12 protein-coding genes are annotated in these 17,908 nt (G+C 44.4%); all 12 read left to right on the top strand.

Annotated elements, in window-relative coordinates; genetic code table 11:
- Positions 1-49 precede the first annotated feature (49 nt).
- The 12 genes from KP625_RS04455 to KP625_RS04400 all read left to right on the top strand — a co-directional run bounded on the left by KP625_RS04455 (position 50) and on the right by KP625_RS04400 (position 17,797).
- Positions 50-2,854: a tetratricopeptide repeat protein gene (locus KP625_RS04455; RefSeq protein ID WP_238299557.1), complete on the top strand. Its 2,805-nt coding sequence runs from the start codon at positions 50-52 to the stop codon at positions 2,852-2,854.
- 39 nt (positions 2,855-2,893) lie between these two features.
- Entirely contained in the window at positions 2,894-5,626 is a 2,733-nt protein-coding gene (locus KP625_RS04450) for a hypothetical protein (RefSeq protein WP_238299556.1), read from the top strand.
- Positions 5,627-5,735: 109 nt separating this feature from the next.
- Positions 5,736-6,737 (top strand): rod shape-determining protein, encoded by a 1,002-nt coding sequence (locus tag KP625_RS04445; RefSeq protein WP_238299555.1) that lies wholly within the window; start codon positions 5,736-5,738, stop codon positions 6,735-6,737.
- Between the two features lie 102 nt (positions 6,738-6,839).
- Positions 6,840-8,783 carry a YgiQ family radical SAM protein gene (locus KP625_RS04440; protein WP_238299907.1) on the top strand — a complete coding sequence of 648 codons (1,944 nt, stop codon included), beginning with the start codon at positions 6,840-6,842 and terminating at the stop codon, positions 8,781-8,783.
- 115 nt (positions 8,784-8,898) lie between these two features.
- Positions 8,899-10,083 (top strand): acetyl-CoA C-acetyltransferase, encoded by a 1,185-nt coding sequence (locus KP625_RS04435; protein ID WP_021986148.1) that lies wholly within the window; start codon positions 8,899-8,901, stop codon positions 10,081-10,083.
- 43 nt (positions 10,084-10,126) lie between these two features.
- Complete coding sequence (locus tag KP625_RS04430) at positions 10,127-10,918, top strand: enoyl-CoA hydratase-related protein (protein ID WP_238299554.1); 792 nt, start codon at positions 10,127-10,129, stop codon at positions 10,916-10,918.
- 39 nt (positions 10,919-10,957) lie between these two features.
- Positions 10,958-11,830: a 3-hydroxyacyl-CoA dehydrogenase family protein gene (locus tag KP625_RS04425; RefSeq protein ID WP_238299553.1), complete on the top strand. Its 873-nt coding sequence runs from the start codon at positions 10,958-10,960 to the stop codon at positions 11,828-11,830.
- Between the two features lie 76 nt (positions 11,831-11,906).
- On the top strand, positions 11,907-13,073 hold the full coding sequence (locus tag KP625_RS04420; RefSeq protein WP_238299552.1) for an acyl-CoA dehydrogenase: 1,167 nt from the start codon (positions 11,907-11,909) through the stop codon (positions 13,071-13,073).
- A 13-nt stretch (positions 13,074-13,086) separates the two neighbouring features.
- Positions 13,087-13,866 (top strand): electron transfer flavoprotein subunit beta/FixA family protein, encoded by a 780-nt coding sequence (locus tag KP625_RS04415; RefSeq protein ID WP_021986152.1) that lies wholly within the window; start codon positions 13,087-13,089, stop codon positions 13,864-13,866.
- 25 nt (positions 13,867-13,891) lie between these two features.
- Positions 13,892-14,953, top strand: a complete 1,062-nt coding sequence (locus KP625_RS04410; RefSeq protein ID WP_021986153.1) for an electron transfer flavoprotein subunit alpha/FixB family protein — start codon at positions 13,892-13,894, stop codon at positions 14,951-14,953.
- Between the two features lie 1,100 nt (positions 14,954-16,053).
- A complete protein-coding gene (locus KP625_RS04405) occupies positions 16,054-16,767 on the top strand; it encodes a YkgJ family cysteine cluster protein (RefSeq protein WP_238299551.1) in 714 nt (237 codons plus the stop codon).
- A gap of 328 nt (positions 16,768-17,095) precedes the next feature.
- Positions 17,096-17,797 carry a 5'-methylthioadenosine/adenosylhomocysteine nucleosidase gene (locus KP625_RS04400; protein ID WP_238299550.1) on the top strand — a complete coding sequence of 234 codons (702 nt, stop codon included), beginning with the start codon at positions 17,096-17,098 and terminating at the stop codon, positions 17,795-17,797.
- Positions 17,798-17,908: the final 111 nt, after the last annotated feature.

Raw genomic sequence — 17,908 nt, 5'->3', positions numbered from 1 at the left:
TAGAAAGCAAACTGACAGAGGTGGCAGAAAAATGGGCGCAGGACTCAGTATGACGAGTGTAAATAAAATTAAAGAGTTGGCGAATTCCAGAGAGTACAGTCTGGCGCTTGAGTTAGTGGAACATCAGGATCTGACGAAATCTTTGAATCCACAGTTTTTAAGACTGTGCGGTGAGATATACATAAAAAATAACCGGTACGCAGATGCAAGACGTTGCCTGCTTATGGCACATCGTCTTGCACCTGAGTCCAAAAGAATTATATATACATTTGTAGAGCTGTATTTGCGGATGGGATATTTCCGGTTAGCAAAGACTTATTATGATATGTATATGTTTGATGCTTCGGCGTATGATAGCAGGGAGATTGAGTATATCTGGAATAAACATGAACATCCGGAGGAATACGGTTCGCTTGATGTTCTGTTGGATGGATATATGCATAATCTGGATTATGAGTGGAGCTTTGAATTGTATTTGCTTTATAAAAAAGAAGGCAAGCAGAAAGAAGCGGATACTTTGGCAGAACTGTATCATGCATCATATCAGAATTCAGAGAACAGTCAGATAATTGCGGACATAGAATCCGGAAAGACAACGGTAGATGCTTATTTTGACGTATATGCGGCAGAAGAACAACCGGACGATGATCCGGATCTGGAATCACTGCGTATGGAAGAAAAAGAACTGTTAGAGGCAGATGACCTTCGGATGCATCCGAAGGAAGCAGAAATAACGGTTATGTATGAGGATTCCTATACTCCTGCGGGTTCGGAGAAAAAAGTGCAGAAGATGCTGAAAAAGCAGGAACGGGAAGAACAACGTAAGGAAAAGAAACTGCAGAAGAAATTAAAACAGCAGGAGAAGGCGGAAGCAGAGAATGCTGCGGCAGAGATAAGCACGGAAGAGGAAAACGTGTCTGCTGTGACAGAGTCGAACACAGAAGAGGAAACAACGACTGTTGGAATTGAGGCTAAAACAGAAAAAGACTCAACGACTACTGTGGCAGGGTCGGGTATGGAAGTGAATGAAACGGCTACAGAGGAAAAACAACAGAATGATGAAACAGAAAAGAAATTGACTGAACCGGAACAGATGGGAACTGAAGAAAAAAAAGATAACGAAGATGTGCAGGCAAAAGCAGTAAAGACAGAAAATACGCAGAATTCAGAAAAACAGCCGGAGGAAGAAAAAGAGGCTGCCTTCGATGAGTTTTGGAATGCGGAAGATGACGAAACGGAAAAAACAAAAGAGAGAAAGAGTTTTTTTGATAAGTTTAGAAGAAAGAAAAAATCCGCTCGGGGAGAGACAGAAGATATAGAAAAAAGGGAAACTGAACAGGAGGACGGACAGAAGGATACGTCTGAGAAGATAGAGACTGCGGATGAAGAAAATACAGCTGAACAGAAAGAGGTAAAGAATACCGAAGATACTACGAGTGAAATAAAATCAGAAGAATCAAATATTGAAAGTTCATCAGAAAATATAGAGACAACAGGGCAGGCGGATGATATGATACATAGAAAGAATATAATTTCAAAAGATGTAGTTGTAGTCGATGAAGATGATGGATTTGAAGCAGAAGCAGAGACGGTGGAAGAACTGGAAGCTCAAGAACAGTCAAAAATCAAAAATGCGAGTTTGGATACTGCAACAACTGTTTCAAAACCGGCTTTTGAATTTCAGATGGTGGATCTGGCACCGGAAGATTTTGATGATGAATATCAAGTGGATGATTTCTCAGAAAAAATCGATGAAGAGTTTGGTGAGATGAAGACGGTTGAAGCGGAAAAACCGTTTGATATCGGAGAACTGATACCTGAAAAACCAAAGAGTGATAAGGTTGAAGAGACAGTGGAAGCAGTTGAAGAGAACGAAGAAACTGTGGAGGAAGTCGAAGAACCGGCGGTTGAAGAGACCGTAGAGACTGTGGAGGAAGTCGAAGAACCGGCGGTTGAAGAGACTGAAGAGACTGTGGAAGAAGTCGAAGAACCGGCGGCTGAAGAGACCGAAGAGACAGTGGAAGAAGTCGAAGAACCGGTGGTTGAGGAGACTGTGGAAGAAGTCGAAGAACCAGAGGCTGAAGAGACTGAAGAGATTATGGAAGCAGTTGAAGAGACCGAAGAAACTGTGGAAGAGGTCGAAGAGCCGGCGGTTGAAGAAATCGAAGAGACTGTGGAAGAAGTCGAAGAACCGGAGGCTGAAGAGACCGAAGAGATTATGGAAGCAGTTGAAGAGACCGAAGAGACTGTGGAAGAAGTCGAAGAACCGGTGGTTGAAGAGACCAAAGAGACAGTGGAAGAAGTCGAAGAATCGGCGGTTGAAGAGACTGTGGAAGAAGTCGAAGAACCGGCGGCTGAAGAGACCGAAGAGACTGTGGAAGAAGTCGAAGAACTGGTGGTTGAAGAGACCGAAGAGACTGTGGAAGAAGTCGAAAAAGCGGAGGTTGAGAAACCGGAAATGGAAGAGGCGGAAGAAAAAACAGAATTTCGCGTAGCTCCATTTACAACAAAACCGGAAAAAAAGAAGCTCGACTTCCCGGTATTCAAATCATCGTTATTCCCGGATTATCATAAGGAAACGAAAGTCGTTGAGAACAATTTCAATGAGATTATGGAAGAAGCGCGGGATAAGATAACAGAAAACATGCGTAAAGAGGAGCAGATGCAGAGAGAAGCGGAAGCGCTGCTTGCCACTCTTGGAATCAGCATGGATTCAATACCGGCAACACCCAAGACTGCGGAAAAAGAGGAACAACCGGTACAAAAAGGACCTTCACGAGATGAGTTAAAAGCATCTTTGAAGATAGATACTGTTAAGAAGAATTTGCTGAAGCATGTGAAAGAATACAGATAATTCTTGACGAGAAGGTATGACTGAAAGGAGGCAATGGGAGTGGCTATTGATCAAAGAGAAGCGTTGATTGCTGCGGTAAGAGCACAGGTGGAAAAGGAAAAAGCTGCCAAGGCTGCAAAATTGAAAAAAGAGCAGGAAGCAATGCAATTGTCTGGGGCTGCAGAGGCTGGAGAAACTGCTGCGGACCACAATAAGCCAAAATACAAAACTCTGTCAGCGGAGGAGCTTGCGAAAATTGAAGAGAAGAAACGTCGTAAGAGAGCTGCAGAACTTGGTATTAAATTGGAGGATGAGGAACCGGAACAGGCATCTGCAAAAGAAGAAGCTGTCAAAGAAAAAACCGGCAAAGAAGAATCGAAGAAGACAAGCGATGAAGGGCTTGGCATGAGTGTTGGCATTCAGGCAGATAAGTCTGGTAAATCTTTGGATAAGCCGGCTGGCGGTGGTCTTGGTGCACCGGTGGAAGGTGGATTATCCGGAAGCAAGACAGAGAGCAAAGGACTTGGAGGATTGGGCGGTGGCCTTGGAGCTGCAGAACCATCTGGAGGTCTTGGACTCAATATTGACATGGGTAAAAAGCAGGATGAAAAAGTAAAAGCTCCTGAGAAGAAAAATCCTCAGAATGATGAGAAAGCAAAATTACGCCCTACAAAGTTATCCGGTGGCAGTGGCGATGTCAAGGTAATCGGAGAAGATGACGCAGAAGACGAATCATTTACAAAACAGGGAAATACAACTATTATTTCTGATGGTGTAGAGTGGAAGGCGCAGGAGAAGAAAACATCTAAGGATGATGGGGATGACATCATCAGTATTGTGCCAAATCGGAGTACTCCGACCAACGATGTGAAGAGTATGTATGATCTTGGCGATGAGGATGAGGATGCTCTGGGCGCAGAAATATCGAAGCTTGCACGGTATGGCGATGCTGAGAATAAGGCAGAGGAAGAAAAGAAAAAGGTACAGGAAGAGAAGGCAAAGAAGGCAGCAGAGGCAGAAGCGGCAAAGAAGAAGGCGGCTATTGAGGAAGCTGAACGGAAGGAAGAAGCAAGAAGAAAGAAACTGAAGGAAGCTGAGGAAAAGGCGGCTGCACAGGAACGCAGAATTGCAGAAGCGGCAGCCAGACAGCGTGCAGCGGCAGCAGCTGAGAAACGAGCGGCTGAGGAAGCCCGTATTAAGGCAGAAGAGGAAGAGAAACGTAAGAAGGCAGAGGAAGCTCGCCTGAAAGCTGCAGAGGAAGCTCGTAAGAAGGCGGAAGAAGAAGCGAGAGCAAAGGCGAAACAGGAGGCTTTGAAGAAGGCCGAAGAGGCAAAGAAGAAAGCCGAAGAAGCAAAGCGTATCTTAGAGCAGGCTCAGAAGGCAGAAGAAGAAGCTACGAAACGTGCAGAAGAGAACCGGAAGCGCGCGGAGGAAGAAGCTAAGAAGAAGGCCGAAACAGAAGCAAAGAAGAAAGCCGAGGAAGAGGCTAAGAAGAAGGCTGAGGAAGAGGCTAAGAAGAAGGCAGAAGCGGAAGCTCGTAAGAAAGCCGAAGAAGAAGCCAAGAAGAAGGCGGAAGCAGAAGCCAAGAAGAAAGCGGAAGAAAAAGCCCGTAAAAAAGCTGAGGAAGAGGCAAAGAAAGCCGCAGAGGAAGCTCGTAAGAAAGCGGAAGAGGCTATGCGCATCTTGGAGGAAGCAAAGAAGGCCGAAGAGGCAGCGTTAAAGGCCGCAGAGGAAGCTCGTAAGAAAGCCGAGGCAGATGCAAAGAAGGCCGCAGAGGAAGCTGCAAAGGCAAAGGCTGAGGAAGAGAAGCGTAAGAAAGCCGAAGAAGAAGCCAAGAAGAAGGCTGAAGCAGAAGCTCGTAAGAAAGCGGAAGAGGAAGCCAAGAAGAAAGCGGCGGAAGAACTTGCTGCGAAGGCAGAAGAAGAGGCTCGTAAGAAAGCTGCTGAAGAAGCTGCAAAGGCGGAAGCAGAAGCAAAAGCAAAGGCTGAGGAAGCTCGTAAGATTTTAGAGGCTGCAAAGAAAGCAGAAGAGGAAGCGTTGAAGGCTGCGGAACAGGCAGATAGCATTCAGATCGACCTGACACAGCCGGCAGAGGAAGGAAAACTTCCACTTGCTGCATCTTACCTTGAAAAGTATACAAAGATGGAGAAATCCGGAAAGAATCTCGTTGATACATTTAATGCAATTACGGTCAATCCGGAAAACCGCAATGTATGTATGATGGGTGATCATGGATTTGGACTGACCAGCATCGGAGAAGATTTTGCAAGAAGTTTTTATGATATGGGAATCTGCAAGGCAAAAACAATCGCGAAGATTAAGGCGCAGGCATTGAACAAGGTAAAACTTGCGGATGCAATGTCAAAACTTGCCGGTGGATGTATGGTTGTTGAAAATGCAGGTCTGATCGCACCGGATAAGATGACAGAACTGATGAAGCTTACAGCCAAGGATGCAAACGATGTTGTAGTTATCCTGACTGGAGCAACTGAGTCAATTAATCGTTTGTTTGGCGCGGCTGGAGACGCAAAGGACAAGTTTACACATCAGATCAATATGGAAGGCATTTCTACACAGGATATGCTTGCGATTGCAAAAGGTTATTTCAAACAGCAGGGCTTTAAGACAGATGATTCTGTAGAGGGTACTGTGAAAAATCTCCTGATGGCAATGGAGTCCGGAAATATCGATCGTATGCTTAAGGCTTGCGATGATGCAATGCTTAAGTGTGATGACCGTGAGAAGACGAAAGGTTCCGTTCGGAAATATTTACTAAGTGAAGATTTTAAATAATCGTTGAAAAAATAAGAGCCGATGCTTATAATTTAAGCATCGGCTTTTTGTGTAATAAGCTGACAGACAAGAAGATAAATAAGAAACCAGAAGATAAGAGGTATGAAACGTGGTAAATATAGATATTGGTATAGACCTTGGAACATCGAATACGGTCATATACATAAAAGACAAAGGAATCGTAGTCAACCAGCCGTCTGTGGTCGCGTATGAGGCGAAGAGCAAAAAGATCATTGCAGTTGGAAATAAAGCAAAAAAGATGCTTGGCAAGACGCCGGAAGATATCGAGGTGACACGCCCGATTCGGAATGGGGTTATCTCGGATTATATTATGACGGAGCGTATGCTCAAAATCTATGTAAAGTCGGCGATTGCAAAACGAAAGATATGGGGAAAACCAAACATTTGTGTCTGTGTGCCGAGTGGTGTTACAGATGTACAGCGCCGTGCAGCGTGCGATGCGGTATACCGGACGGGAGCCAAGAATGTGTATGTGCTTGAGGAACCATTTGCGGCAGCTATCGGTGCAGGCGTAGATATTGAGTCTGCAGTCGGTGCAATGGTTGTGGATATCGGAGCTGGGACAACAGATATTGCGATTGTGGCAAGAGGAGGCGTACAACAGAGTAGTTCCATCAAGATTGGCGGTGATGATTTTGATGAGGCAATCATCCGCTATATGCGGAAACGTCATAATGTGCTGCTTGGCGAGAGCTCTGCAGAGCAGTTGAAGAAGGATATTGGTTCTGTGTATCCGCGGGAACAGGATGCGATCGGTTATGCGCGTGGAAAGGAACTGGTGCGTGGACTTCCAACGAAAATGGCAGTCAAATCTTCGGAGATGATTGAGGCGTGTCAGGAAGAGACGGATCAGATCATGGATTCTATCCGTGTCATGCTGGAGGGGGCTCCGCCGGAATTGGTTTCTGATATTTCTGAGCATGGGATTATTCTTGCCGGAGGTGGGAGCAAGATTTTCGGTATGGATAAACTGATTATGGACAAGATTGGTGTTCCGGTAGTGAATATCAAAAATCCGGATCAGGTTGTGGCAACAGGTGCCGGAACAGCACATTATTATATCAAGGATGGAAGAACCTTGGAAGAGTAAGAGACAGGATAGAGATTAGTGGAAAATAATAAGAAAATATTGTGTGAGAATGGAGAGGAATACATCTATGATGATCGATTCCTTCCGCTCACACAGAAAGAAATGCAATTAAAAGGATGGGAACAGCCGGATTTTGTGTACGTGATCGGAGATGCGTATGTGGATCATCCTTCTTTCGGACCGGCTATCATCAGCCGTGTTTTAGAAGCACATGGATATAAGGTTGCAATTATTTCGCAACCGGATTGGAAAAATGAAAATTCAATTGCAATTTATGGTAGGCCAAGGCTTGCCTTTTTGGTGTGCGCGGGAAATATGGATTCTATGGTGAATCATTATACTGTTTCCAAGAAGAGACGGCATACGGATGCATATACACCGGGCGGTGAGATGGGAAAACGACCGGATTATGCGACGATTGTATACTGTAATTTAATTCGGAAGAAATACAAGGATGCTGCAATTGTGGCGGGCGGTATTGAGGCGAGCCTGCGTCGGTTGGCACACTATGATTATTGGTCAAATAAACTGAAGCATTCGATTCTCGTTGATGCACAGGCGGATATTGTAATCTATGGCATGGGAGAGCATGCAATCGTGGAGATTGCCGATGCACTGGAAAGTGGTATCGACATCAAAGATTTAAGCTTTATCCATGGAACGGTTTATAAAGCAAGGAATCTGGAACATCTGTATGAGGACTATATTGAACTTCCGTCGTATGATGCATTACAGGAAGATAAGCTCAATTATGCACGAAGCTTCAAAATTCAATATGACAACACGGACCATATCACAGCGAAGATTCTGGTAGAAAAATATAAGGATTATTTGTATGTCATTCAGAACCCGCCGGCGGAACCGTTGACAGAACCGGAGATGGATGAAGTGTATGCACTTCCGTACACGAAGACATATCATCCGATCTATGAAGCGCAGGGTGGGATTCCTGCAATATCAGAGATTAAATTCTCGCTTGTCAGCAATCGTGGGTGCTTTGGCGGATGCAGCTTCTGCGCGCTTACCTTCCATCAGGGACGTACATTGCAGACACGCAGCCATGCTTCTATTATAGAAGAGGCGAAGGAGATGACAAAAGATCCGGATTTTAAAGGCTATATCCATGATGTGGGTGGCCCAACGGCAAATTTCCGGCAGCGTGCCTGCAAAAAACAGGAGAAATACGGTGTCTGTGCGAATCGGCAGTGCTTATTCCCGAAACCGTGTCCGAACCTGATCGTGGATCATTCGGATTATCTGAAGCTGTTGCGGGAGCTTCGGAGTCTGCCGAAGGTGAAGAAGGTATTTATCCGTTCGGGTATCCGGTTTGATTATCTGATGGCGGATAAGGATGACACATTCTTCCGGGAACTTTGTAAATATCATGTCAGTGGACAGCTGAAGGTGGCACCGGAGCATATCTCCGACAAGGTGCTGATGAAGCTTGGAAAGCCGGAAAATGCAGTCTTTCAGGCATTTTGCAGGAAATACAAACGGATCAATGAGGAGCTTGGCTTAAAACAGTATATGGTGCCGTATCTCATGTCATCGCATCCGGGTTCTACGCTGAAAGAAGCGGTGGAACTGGCGGAATATCTGCGTGATTTAGGATATATGCCGGAGCAGGTGCAGGATTTCTATCCAACACCTTCAACGATATCGACCTGCATGTATTATACGGGCGTTGATCCGCGGACAATGGAGAAGGTGTATGTACCGAATTCTCCGCATGAAAAGGCAATGCAGCGTGCCCTGATCCAGTATCGGAATCCGGATAATTATGATCTGGTACATGAGGCACTTGTGAAAGCAGGACGGACGGATTTGATTGGATTTGATAAGAACTGCCTGATTAAGCCAAGGAAGATGAAAAATTCTGCAAATGAGAAAAAATCTCAAAAGAATACAAAATATAACACATCTGCAAATTGTTCCAGTGCACAACACAAAAAATCTGCGCAGAAACAAGGTGGAAATCAGAAGCTGCAAATGAATACAAAAGACAAAAAAAGTATACGTAATGTACATAAAAAGAAACAAAAGTAAAGGTTTCTTTTATTGCGAAACCATAGAAATTATGATATTATCTATCTAGGCGTGTCGACATATGCATGATCGGCACAGATAGAAACAATAAAACGAAATGGAGGAAAATTTCAACATGGCAAAGAAAGTAGTTTTGGCTGGCGCATGTCGTACAGCAATCGGTACTATGGGTGGTGCACTTTCGACAACACCGGCACCAGTGTTAGGTTCTATCGTAATCAAGGAGGCTCTGAACAGAGCAGGTGTTCCTGCAGATCAGGTCGATCATGTATATATGGGTTGCGTTATCCAGGCAGGCCTTGGACAGAACGTAGCTCGTCAGGCATCTCTGAAGGCTGGCCTTCCAATCGAGACACCTGCTGTTACAGTAAACGTAGTTTGTGGTTCCGGTTTGAACTGTGTTAACATGGCAGCTCAGATGATTCAGGCTGGCGATGCTGACATCGTTGTAGCAGGTGGTATGGAGAACATGTCTATGGCTCCTTATGCAGCCATGAACGCTCGTTTTGGTTACAGAATGAACAACGGCAAGCTTGTTGATACAATGGTAAACGATGCTCTTTGGGATGCATTCAACGATTACCACATGATCAAGACAGCTGATAACATCTGTGAGCAGTGGGGACTGACTCGTGAAGAGCTTGATGTATTTGCAGCAAACAGCCAGCAGAAGGCAGCAGCAGCTCAGGAGTCTGGTGCATTTGACGCAGAGATCGTTCCAGTTATGGTTAAGAAGAAGAAAGAGACAATCGAGTTCAAGAAGGATGAGGGCCCTCGTCCTGGAACAACTGTTGAGACTCTGGCTAAGCTTCGTACAATCAATCCAGGCGGATTTGTTACAGCTGGTAACGCTTCCGGTATCAACGACGGTGCAGCAGCAATCGTTGTTATGTCTGAGGAGAAGGCGAAGGAGCTTGGTGTTAAGCCTATGGCTACATTCGTTGCAGGTGCACTTGCAGGTGTTGATCCTTCAATCATGGGTATCGGACCTGTTGCTGCAACAAAGAAGGTTATGGCTAAGACAGGCATGAAGATCGAAGATTTCGATATCATCGAGGCAAATGAGGCATTCGCTGCACAGTCAGTCGCAGTTGGTAAGGATCTTGGTATTGACACAGAAAAGCAGCTTAATCCAAACGGTGGTGCAATCGCACTTGGTCATCCGGTTGGAGCTTCCGGATGCCGTATCCTTGTTACATTGCTTCATGAGATGCAGGCAAGAGGCGCTAAGACAGGTCTTGCTACACTGTGTATCGGTGGTGGTATGGGCTGCTCTACAATCGTTAAGATTGAGGACTAATTGAGCCGCGTAACATACTTGGATAGAGTTGAAGGAGATTAACATGGAATTTATTACTTATGAGCAGGAAGGCTTTGTAGGCGTTGTAACGATCAACAGACCAAAGGCTTTGAATGCGTTGAATAGTCAGGTGTTGGATGAGCTTGAAGCTACATTTGATGCAATCGATCTGGATACAACAAGAGCCGTAGTTCTTACAGGCGCTGGCGAGAAGTCATTTGTTGCAGGTGCAGATATCGGCGAGATGTCTACACTCACAAAGGCTGAAGGCGAAGCGTTTGGTAAGAAGGGAAATGATGTATTCCGTAAGATCGAGACATTCCCAATCCCGGTAATCGCTGCAATCAACGGATTTGCACTTGGCGGTGGCTGTGAGATTTCTATGAGCTGTGACATCCGTATCTGTTCTGAGAATGCAGTATTCGGTCAGCCGGAGGCAGGTCTTGGTATCACACCTGGATTTGGTGGAACACAGAGACTTGCGCGTCTGGTAGGTGCCGGTATGGCAAAGCAGATGATCTACACAGCAAGAAATATTAAAGCGGATGAGGCATACAGAATCGGCCTTGTAAACGCTGTATATCCATTGGAAGAGCTTCTTCCGGCAGCAAAGAAGATGGCAGCAGGCATCGCAGCAAATGCTCCGATCGCTGTCAGAAACTGCAAGAAGGCAATCAACGATGGACTTCAGGTAGATATGGATCAGGCAATCGTGATCGAAGAGAAGCTCTTCGGTAACTGCTTCGAGACAGAAGATCAGAAGGCTGGTATGGGCAACTTCCTTGAGAAAGATAAGGAGAAGAAGTTAAAGGTTGTTCCATTCCAGAACAAATAATAAACAAATAAGTAATTAAAATTTAAGGAGGAAATAAACATGAAGGTTGGCATTATTGGTGCAGGTACCATGGGACAGGGCATTGCAAAGGCATTTGCTATGGTTGATGGTTATGAAGTTGCACTTTGCGACATCAAGCAGGAGTGGGCTGAAGGCGGAAAGGATAAGATCGCGAAAGGCTACGCAAGACTTGTAGAAAAAGGAAAGATGACACAGGAGAAGGTAGATGCAATTCTTGCAAGCATCACACCTGGTCTGAAGGAAGATCTCTGTGCAGACTGCGATCTGATTGTGGAAGCTGCATTTGAGGATATGGGAGTTAAGAAGACAACATTTTCAGAGCTTGACAAGATTGCAAAGCCAGAGTGTATCTTCGCTTCTAACACATCTTCACTTTCTATCACAGAGATTGGAAATGGCCTTACACGTCCTATGATCGGTATGCATTTCTTCAATCCTGCTGACAGAATGAAGCTTGTTGAAGTTATCGCCGGTGTAAATACTCCACAGGAGACAGTTGATAAGATCATCAAGATCTCTGAAGAGATTGGCAAGACACCTGTACAGGTAAATGAGGCTGCTGGTTTCGTTGTAAACCGTATCCTTATCCCAATGATTAACGAAGCAGCTTTCATCAAGATGGAAGGTGTTTCTGATATCGCCGGTATCGATGCAGCTATGAAGCTTGGTGCAAACCACCCAATGGGACCACTTGAGTTAGGTGATTTCGTAGGTCTGGATATCTGCCTTGCAATCATGGATGTTCTGTACAAGGAAACAGGTGACAGCAAGTATCGTGCATGTCCATTGCTTCGTAAGATGGTACGTGGTGGAAACCTCGGCTGTAAGACAGGCAAGGGATTCTACGTATACAATGCAGATCGTACAAAGACACCTGTTGACGCTCAGTAATAAGCGTACAATTTCCGCACGTGGCTGTTAGTCGCGTGCGGGTGTAATAAACAATCTATTATGGAGGATAGAAAGAATGGATTTCACTTTAGACAAGAAGTATGAAATGGCGCAGACTCTGTTCAAGGATTTTGCGCAGAACGAAGTAAAGCCTCTTGCGCAGGAAATTGATGAGCAGCACAGATTTCCAAGAGAGACTGTAGACAAGATGGCAAAGTATGGATTCTTAGGAATTCCAGTTTCTAAGGAATTAGGCGGACAGGGCTGTGATATTCTCACATATGCTATGTGCGTAGAAGAGCTTTCTAAGGTTTGTGGTACAACAGGTGTTATCGTATCTGCACATACATCTCTGTGTGTAGACCCTATCGTAACATTTGGTACACCAGCACAGAAGGAAAAGTATGTTCCAGATCTTGCATCTGGTAAGAAGCTCGGTGCGTTCGGTCTGACAGAGCCAGGTGCTGGTACAGATGCACAGGGTCAGCAGACAAAGGCAGTTCTCGATGGTGATGAGTGGGTATTGAACGGTTCTAAGTGCTTCATTACAAATGGTAAGGAAGCTGATGTATATATCGTTATCGCTGTTACAGGTATCGTTGAGAAGCGTGGCAGAAAGATGAAAGAGATTTCTGCATTTATCGTAGAGAAGGGAACACCTGGATTTACATTCGGTACTAAGGAAAACAAGATGGGTATCTGTGGTTCTTCTACATATGAGTTGATCTTCACAGACTGCCGTATCCCTAAGGATGCACTTCTTGGACAGAAGGGCAAGGGCTTCAATATCGCTATGCACACACTCGATGGTGGTCGTATCGGTATCGCTGCTCAGGCACTTGGTATCGCTGAGGGCGCTCTTGAGACAACTGTAAACTATGTAAAGGAAAGAAAGCAGTTTGGTAGATCAATTGCTCAGTTCCAGAATACACAGTTTGTACTTGCTGATCTTGCTACAAAGATCGAGGCTGCTAAGCTTCTTGTATACAAGGCTGCAAGAAAGAAAGATGAGTATCAGAGTGGCGCTAAGGTTTCTTACTCTGTAGAAGCTGCTATGGCTAAGCTTTATGCTGCTGAGGTTGCTATGGAAGTAACAACAAAGTGTGTACAGCTTCATGGTGGTTATGGTTACATCAAGGAGTATGACGTTGAGCGTATGATGAGAGATGCTAAGATCACAGAGATCTACGAAGGTACTTCAGAAGTACAGCGTATGGTTATCTCAGCAAACTTGTTAAAGTAAGGAGGTACTTATCGTGAAAATTATCGTATGTATTAAGCAGGTACCTGATACAAAGGGTGGCGTACAGTTCAACCCAGATGGTACATTGAATAGAGGAGCAATGCTCACAATTATGAACCCAGATGATAAGGCTGGTCTTGAGGCAGCTCTTAGACTGAAGGATCAGTATGGCGCTGAGGTTACAGTTCTTACAATGGGACTTCCAAAGGCTGCAGATGTTCTTCAGGAAGCAATCGCTATGGGCGCTGACAAGGGTGTTCTTGTAACAGACCGTGTACTTGGTGGTGCTGATACTTGGGCAACATCTACAACAATCGCTGGTGCGATCAGAAAGCTTGACTATGATCTGATCATTACAGGCCGTCAGGCTATCGATGGTGATACAGCTCAGGTTGGTCCTCAGATCGCTGAGCACCTTGGACTTCCAGTTATCTCTTATGCACAGGAGATCAAGGTGGATGGAGACAGCGTAATCGTTAAGCGTCAGTATGACGATGGTTACCATATGGTAAAGGCTCAGATGCCATGTCTTATCACAGCACTTTCTGAATTAAATGATCCAAGATATATGACACCAGGCGGAATCTTCGATGCAGTGAATGCAGAGATTACAACTCTTGGTAGAGCAGATCTTGTAGATGTTGATGATTCAAACATCGGTTTGAATGGTTCTCCAACAAAGATCGCCAGAGCTTCTGACAAGGTTAAGAAGGGTCAGGGCGAGATGGCTCCAGAAGACGCAGATCCAGTAAGCTATATTGTTGGTAAACTGAAGGATAAGCACGTAATTTAATTAAAAAGGAAAAGTGGTGAATAAAATGGGAGCAATGAATGCAGAAGAATTAGCAAAGTACAAGGGCGTATTCGTCTTTGCACAGCAGGTAGATAATGTATTAAGCGGAATCTCTTTCGAGCTTGTTGGCGAAGGAAAGAGACTTGCAGAGAAGTTAGGCACAGAAGTAACAGCAGTATTGGTTGGTTCTGATGTTTCAGGACTTGTAGACGAGCTTGCTGCTTACGGTGCAGATAAGGTAATCGTAGTAGACGATCCAGAGTTGAAGAATTACAGAACTGAGCCATATGCACACGCACTTGCTTCAGTTATCAATGAATTCAAGCCAGAAATCATGTTGGTTGGTGCAACAGCAATCGGTCGTGATCTTGGCCCTACAGTTTCAGCTAGAGTTCAGACAGGACTTACAGCAGACTGTACATTACTTGAGATCGGTGATTTCCCTGTTAATCCAATTCCTGGAAAAGAGCAGAAGCACAATCAGCTGCTTATGACTCGTCCAGCATTTGGTGGTAACACAATCGCTACAATCGCATGTCCTGACAACCGTCCTCAGATGGCTACTGTACGTCCGGGTGTTATGCAGAAGCTTGATAAGGTTGAGGGCGCAAAGGCTGAGGTTATCAACTACAACCCAGGTTTCACACCAAATAACAGATATGTAGAGATCCTTGAGATTTCTAAGGCTGTTTCAGACATCAAGGATATCATGGATGCAAAGATTCTTGTATCTGGTGGTCGTGGTGTTGGTTCTGCTGAGAACTTCAAGCTTTTGGAAGATCTTGCAGACGTACTTGGCGGACAGGTTTCATGCTCACGTGCCGTTGTAGATTCAGGCTGGAAGCCAAAGGAGCTTCAGGTTGGTCAGACAGGTAAGACTGTACGTCCACAGCTCTACTTCGCAATCGGTATCTCAGGAGCAATCCAGCACGTAGCCGGTATGGAAGAGTCTGATATCATTATTGCAATCAATAAGGATCCAGACGCTCCAATCTTTGATGTAGCTGATTATGGTGTTGTTGGTGATCTGAACAAGATCGTTCCGGCACTGACAGAGGCTATCAAAGCTGAGCTTGCTGCAAAGTAATTTGATTATTTGCGAAAGTAAATACTAAATAAGAGTTCAGAACCACCGTGTATCGTAAGATATACGGTGGTTTTTTGCTATAGCGACGAGGAAAATGCACGCATTTATGCGGTGCATTTGACGACCGCTAATCAGAGACAAGATGTGCAGAGCGCCATCTTGTCTCTGTGCAAGCTTGTTGACTCAAAGTGGGCGTGGTGAGAAAGTGGCAAGCGGAAAAACCCACGACGTGGGCGTAGGAAGAGAGAAGCAGGCGAGAAAGCCCACCCTGGAAGCTTATTGTTGGGTTGCGGGGAGAAAAGTGGGCGTGGAGAGAAAGTGGCAAGCGGAAAAACCCACGACGTGGGCGTAGGAAGAGAGAAGCAAGCGAGAAAACCCACTCTGGAAGCTTGTCGCTAGGTTATGGAGGAAAAAGTGGGCGTGGAGAGAAATTGGCGAGCGGAAAAACCCACGGCGTGGGCGTAGGAAGAGAAAAGCAAGCAAGAAAACCCATCCCGGAAGCTTATTGATATGTTGAGGAGAGAAAACTGGGTGTGGGAGGGAAGAAGTAAGCGGAAAAACCCACGGCGTGGGCGTAGGAAGAGAAAAGCAAGCAAGAAAACCCACTCCGGAAGCTAGTCGGTATGTGTAATGGTGAAAAGTGTATATTGATTTGGGGAATGCTGAAATAAAGTAATAATTAAATTTTATAGAGGAAAAAGAAAAAGTCGTTATTTATCAAATTTGATGAAAAACGACTTTTTCTTTTACAAAAAAATAAAAAAATTCATGAAGCGTGGGGAAAAATAAAAAAATCATACATTCTATAAATAAGGAGGTCAAATAGAAAAATAAAAACATTATTTAAAGGAGAAAAAATGATTAAAAAGATAAGAAAAATGATTGTGGTAGCTGTGATGAGGTGTTGCTTTGAAAAGCACAAACGCGATGAATATACATACAATGTATGGAAAAGATGGGAGGTGATCCAATATCATGAGGATGATTGATATTGAAAAGCAGTATCTTTCAAATTATTGAAAATTGCTTTTATATTGAAAATCGTCTGTAAATTGTGCTATTATCGTTACGTGGAAAAGTTACAGAAAAAGGAGTTACATATGATACGCGAATGTAGTCTGGAAGAGATATCCGATGGACGGACATACAGAGAAAATGATATGGTAAAAGCGGATACCGCTGGGTGTGATGGCTGTTTCAAATGCTGTACAGGCATGGGAAATTCTATCATCTTAGATCCCTATGATATCTGGCTTTTGAAGAGTTTCTCAGAAGAAAAGAAGCTCACTTTTGAACAGCTTCTTGCAACCGGAAATGTAGAGTTGAATATCGTAGATGGATTGATCCTGCCGAATCTCAGCATGAAAAAGGAACAAGATAGCTGCGCTTATCTAAACGACGAGGGACGATGCCGGATTCATGATATACGACCGGGCATCTGCCGGTTGTTCCCGCTTGGAAGAGTCTATGATGAAAAAGGGAAATTTTCCTATTTCCTGCAGACCGGTGAGTGCGCGAAAAATAATCTGGCAAAGATCAAGGTCAAAAAGTGGATATCCATGCGATGCCCGGAGAAGAACCGCAAATTTGTCACGGAGTGGCATGCGCTTATACGCACAGCCGGACAGAAGATGGTGGAGCATAAACAGAGCGGTCGCGGTGAGAAGCTTCAGGAATTGGCGATGTATATTCTGAACGAATTCTATGTTGCGGACCTGCCGGAAGCTGCATACGACGATGCAGGAATCACAACCATTTACGAAATCTTATGCAATAAGATAGAAAATGCAAGAGAATCTCTTGAACATTTTTGAAATGATGAAGTAAATGCATAATTGCAAAATGCGATAAGTGTATTTCCATATTTATAGTTTGAAATTCAAGGATATGCATATGTTTGGAACTTAGAATTACTTAATGTTCTGTGACATAAACAGAAATGATTGAACACGATGTTCAATCAAGCCGCCACTGAGCCATGGATGGCGAATTGGCGACGGTTTCGTACGAAGTGATGGAGTGTATTGGAACATTTAGTAATTCTTAGTTCCAATACATCGCATAGGATTGAAGCTTAAACTATAAATATGGAAGATAGAAATACTTGAATTTGCAATTATATTTATTAAGGAGGAAAGAAAAATGCTTGGAATTATCGGCGCAATGGATGAAGAAGTTGCAAAATTAAAGGAAACAATGCAGGATGTCACAGTCGAGACAAAGGCATCTATGGAATTCTATAAGGGAACGATGAGCGGTAAGGATGTTGTCGTTGTCCGCTCCGGAATCGGAAAGGTCAATGCGGGAATCTGCACACAGATTCTATGCGACCGGTATCATGTTGATGCCGTAATCAACACAGGAATCGCCGGAAGCTTGAACGCAAAGATTGATATCGGCGATATCGTACTTTCGACAGACGCTCTGCAGCATGATATGGATGCAACAGGATTTGGTTATGCACCGGGTGTGATTCCACGGATGGAGACATCGACTTTTGTCGCAGATGAGAAGCTTCGAAAGCTGGCGAAGGAATGTTGTGAGCGTGTGAACCCGGATGTTCATGTATTTGAAGGACGCGTTGTCAGCGGTGATCAGTTTATCTCCGATAAGGCGAAGAAGGAATTCATCTTAGATACATTTGCAGGTGATTGCACCGAGATGGAAGGCGCTGCGATTGCACAGGCCGCTTATTTGAATCAGATTCCATTTCTGATCATCCGTGCGATTTCAGACAAGGCGGATGACAGTGCAACGGAAGATTATCCAACCTTTGAGGCGAAAGCTATCGCACACAGCGTGAAACTTGTGCAGGCGATTGTTGCAGGATATGTGAATTCATAAAATAATAAGAGCCAATCCTATATGTGATAAAATGTAAAAAATTACAAGTCAAATATTGATGGATAGAAACATAGAGTAAGAATCACAAAGAACAAGAATTATATAAGATGG

Source organism: Eubacterium sp. MSJ-33, assembly GCF_022174665.1.
Lineage (GTDB): Bacteria > Bacillota > Clostridia > Lachnospirales > Lachnospiraceae > Coprococcus_C.
The sequence above is the reverse complement of the archived record's forward strand: the minus strand, read 5'-3'. Positions and strand labels throughout refer to the sequence as shown.

Bases quoted from the DNA above. Each gene is read 5' to 3' on its own strand.
- KP625_RS04405 (WP_238299551.1), top strand. From the start codon at position 16,054: ATGATACGCGAATGTAGTCTGGAAGAGATATCCGATGGACGGACATAC.
- KP625_RS04425 (WP_238299553.1), top strand. From the start codon at position 10,958: ATGAAGGTTGGCATTATTGGTGCAGGTACCATGGGACAGGGCATTGCA.
- KP625_RS04455 (WP_238299557.1), top strand. From the start codon at position 50: ATGACGAGTGTAAATAAAATTAAAGAGTTGGCGAATTCCAGAGAGTAC.
- KP625_RS04400 (WP_238299550.1), top strand. From the start codon at position 17,096: ATGCTTGGAATTATCGGCGCAATGGATGAAGAAGTTGCAAAATTAAAG.
- KP625_RS04430 (WP_238299554.1), top strand. From the start codon at position 10,127: ATGGAATTTATTACTTATGAGCAGGAAGGCTTTGTAGGCGTTGTAACG.
- KP625_RS04435 (WP_021986148.1), top strand. From the start codon at position 8,899: ATGGCAAAGAAAGTAGTTTTGGCTGGCGCATGTCGTACAGCAATCGGT.
- KP625_RS04440 (WP_238299907.1), top strand. From the start codon at position 6,840: ATGCAATTAAAAGGATGGGAACAGCCGGATTTTGTGTACGTGATCGGA.
- KP625_RS04410 (WP_021986153.1), top strand. From the start codon at position 13,892: ATGGGAGCAATGAATGCAGAAGAATTAGCAAAGTACAAGGGCGTATTC.
- KP625_RS04420 (WP_238299552.1), top strand. From the start codon at position 11,907: ATGGATTTCACTTTAGACAAGAAGTATGAAATGGCGCAGACTCTGTTC.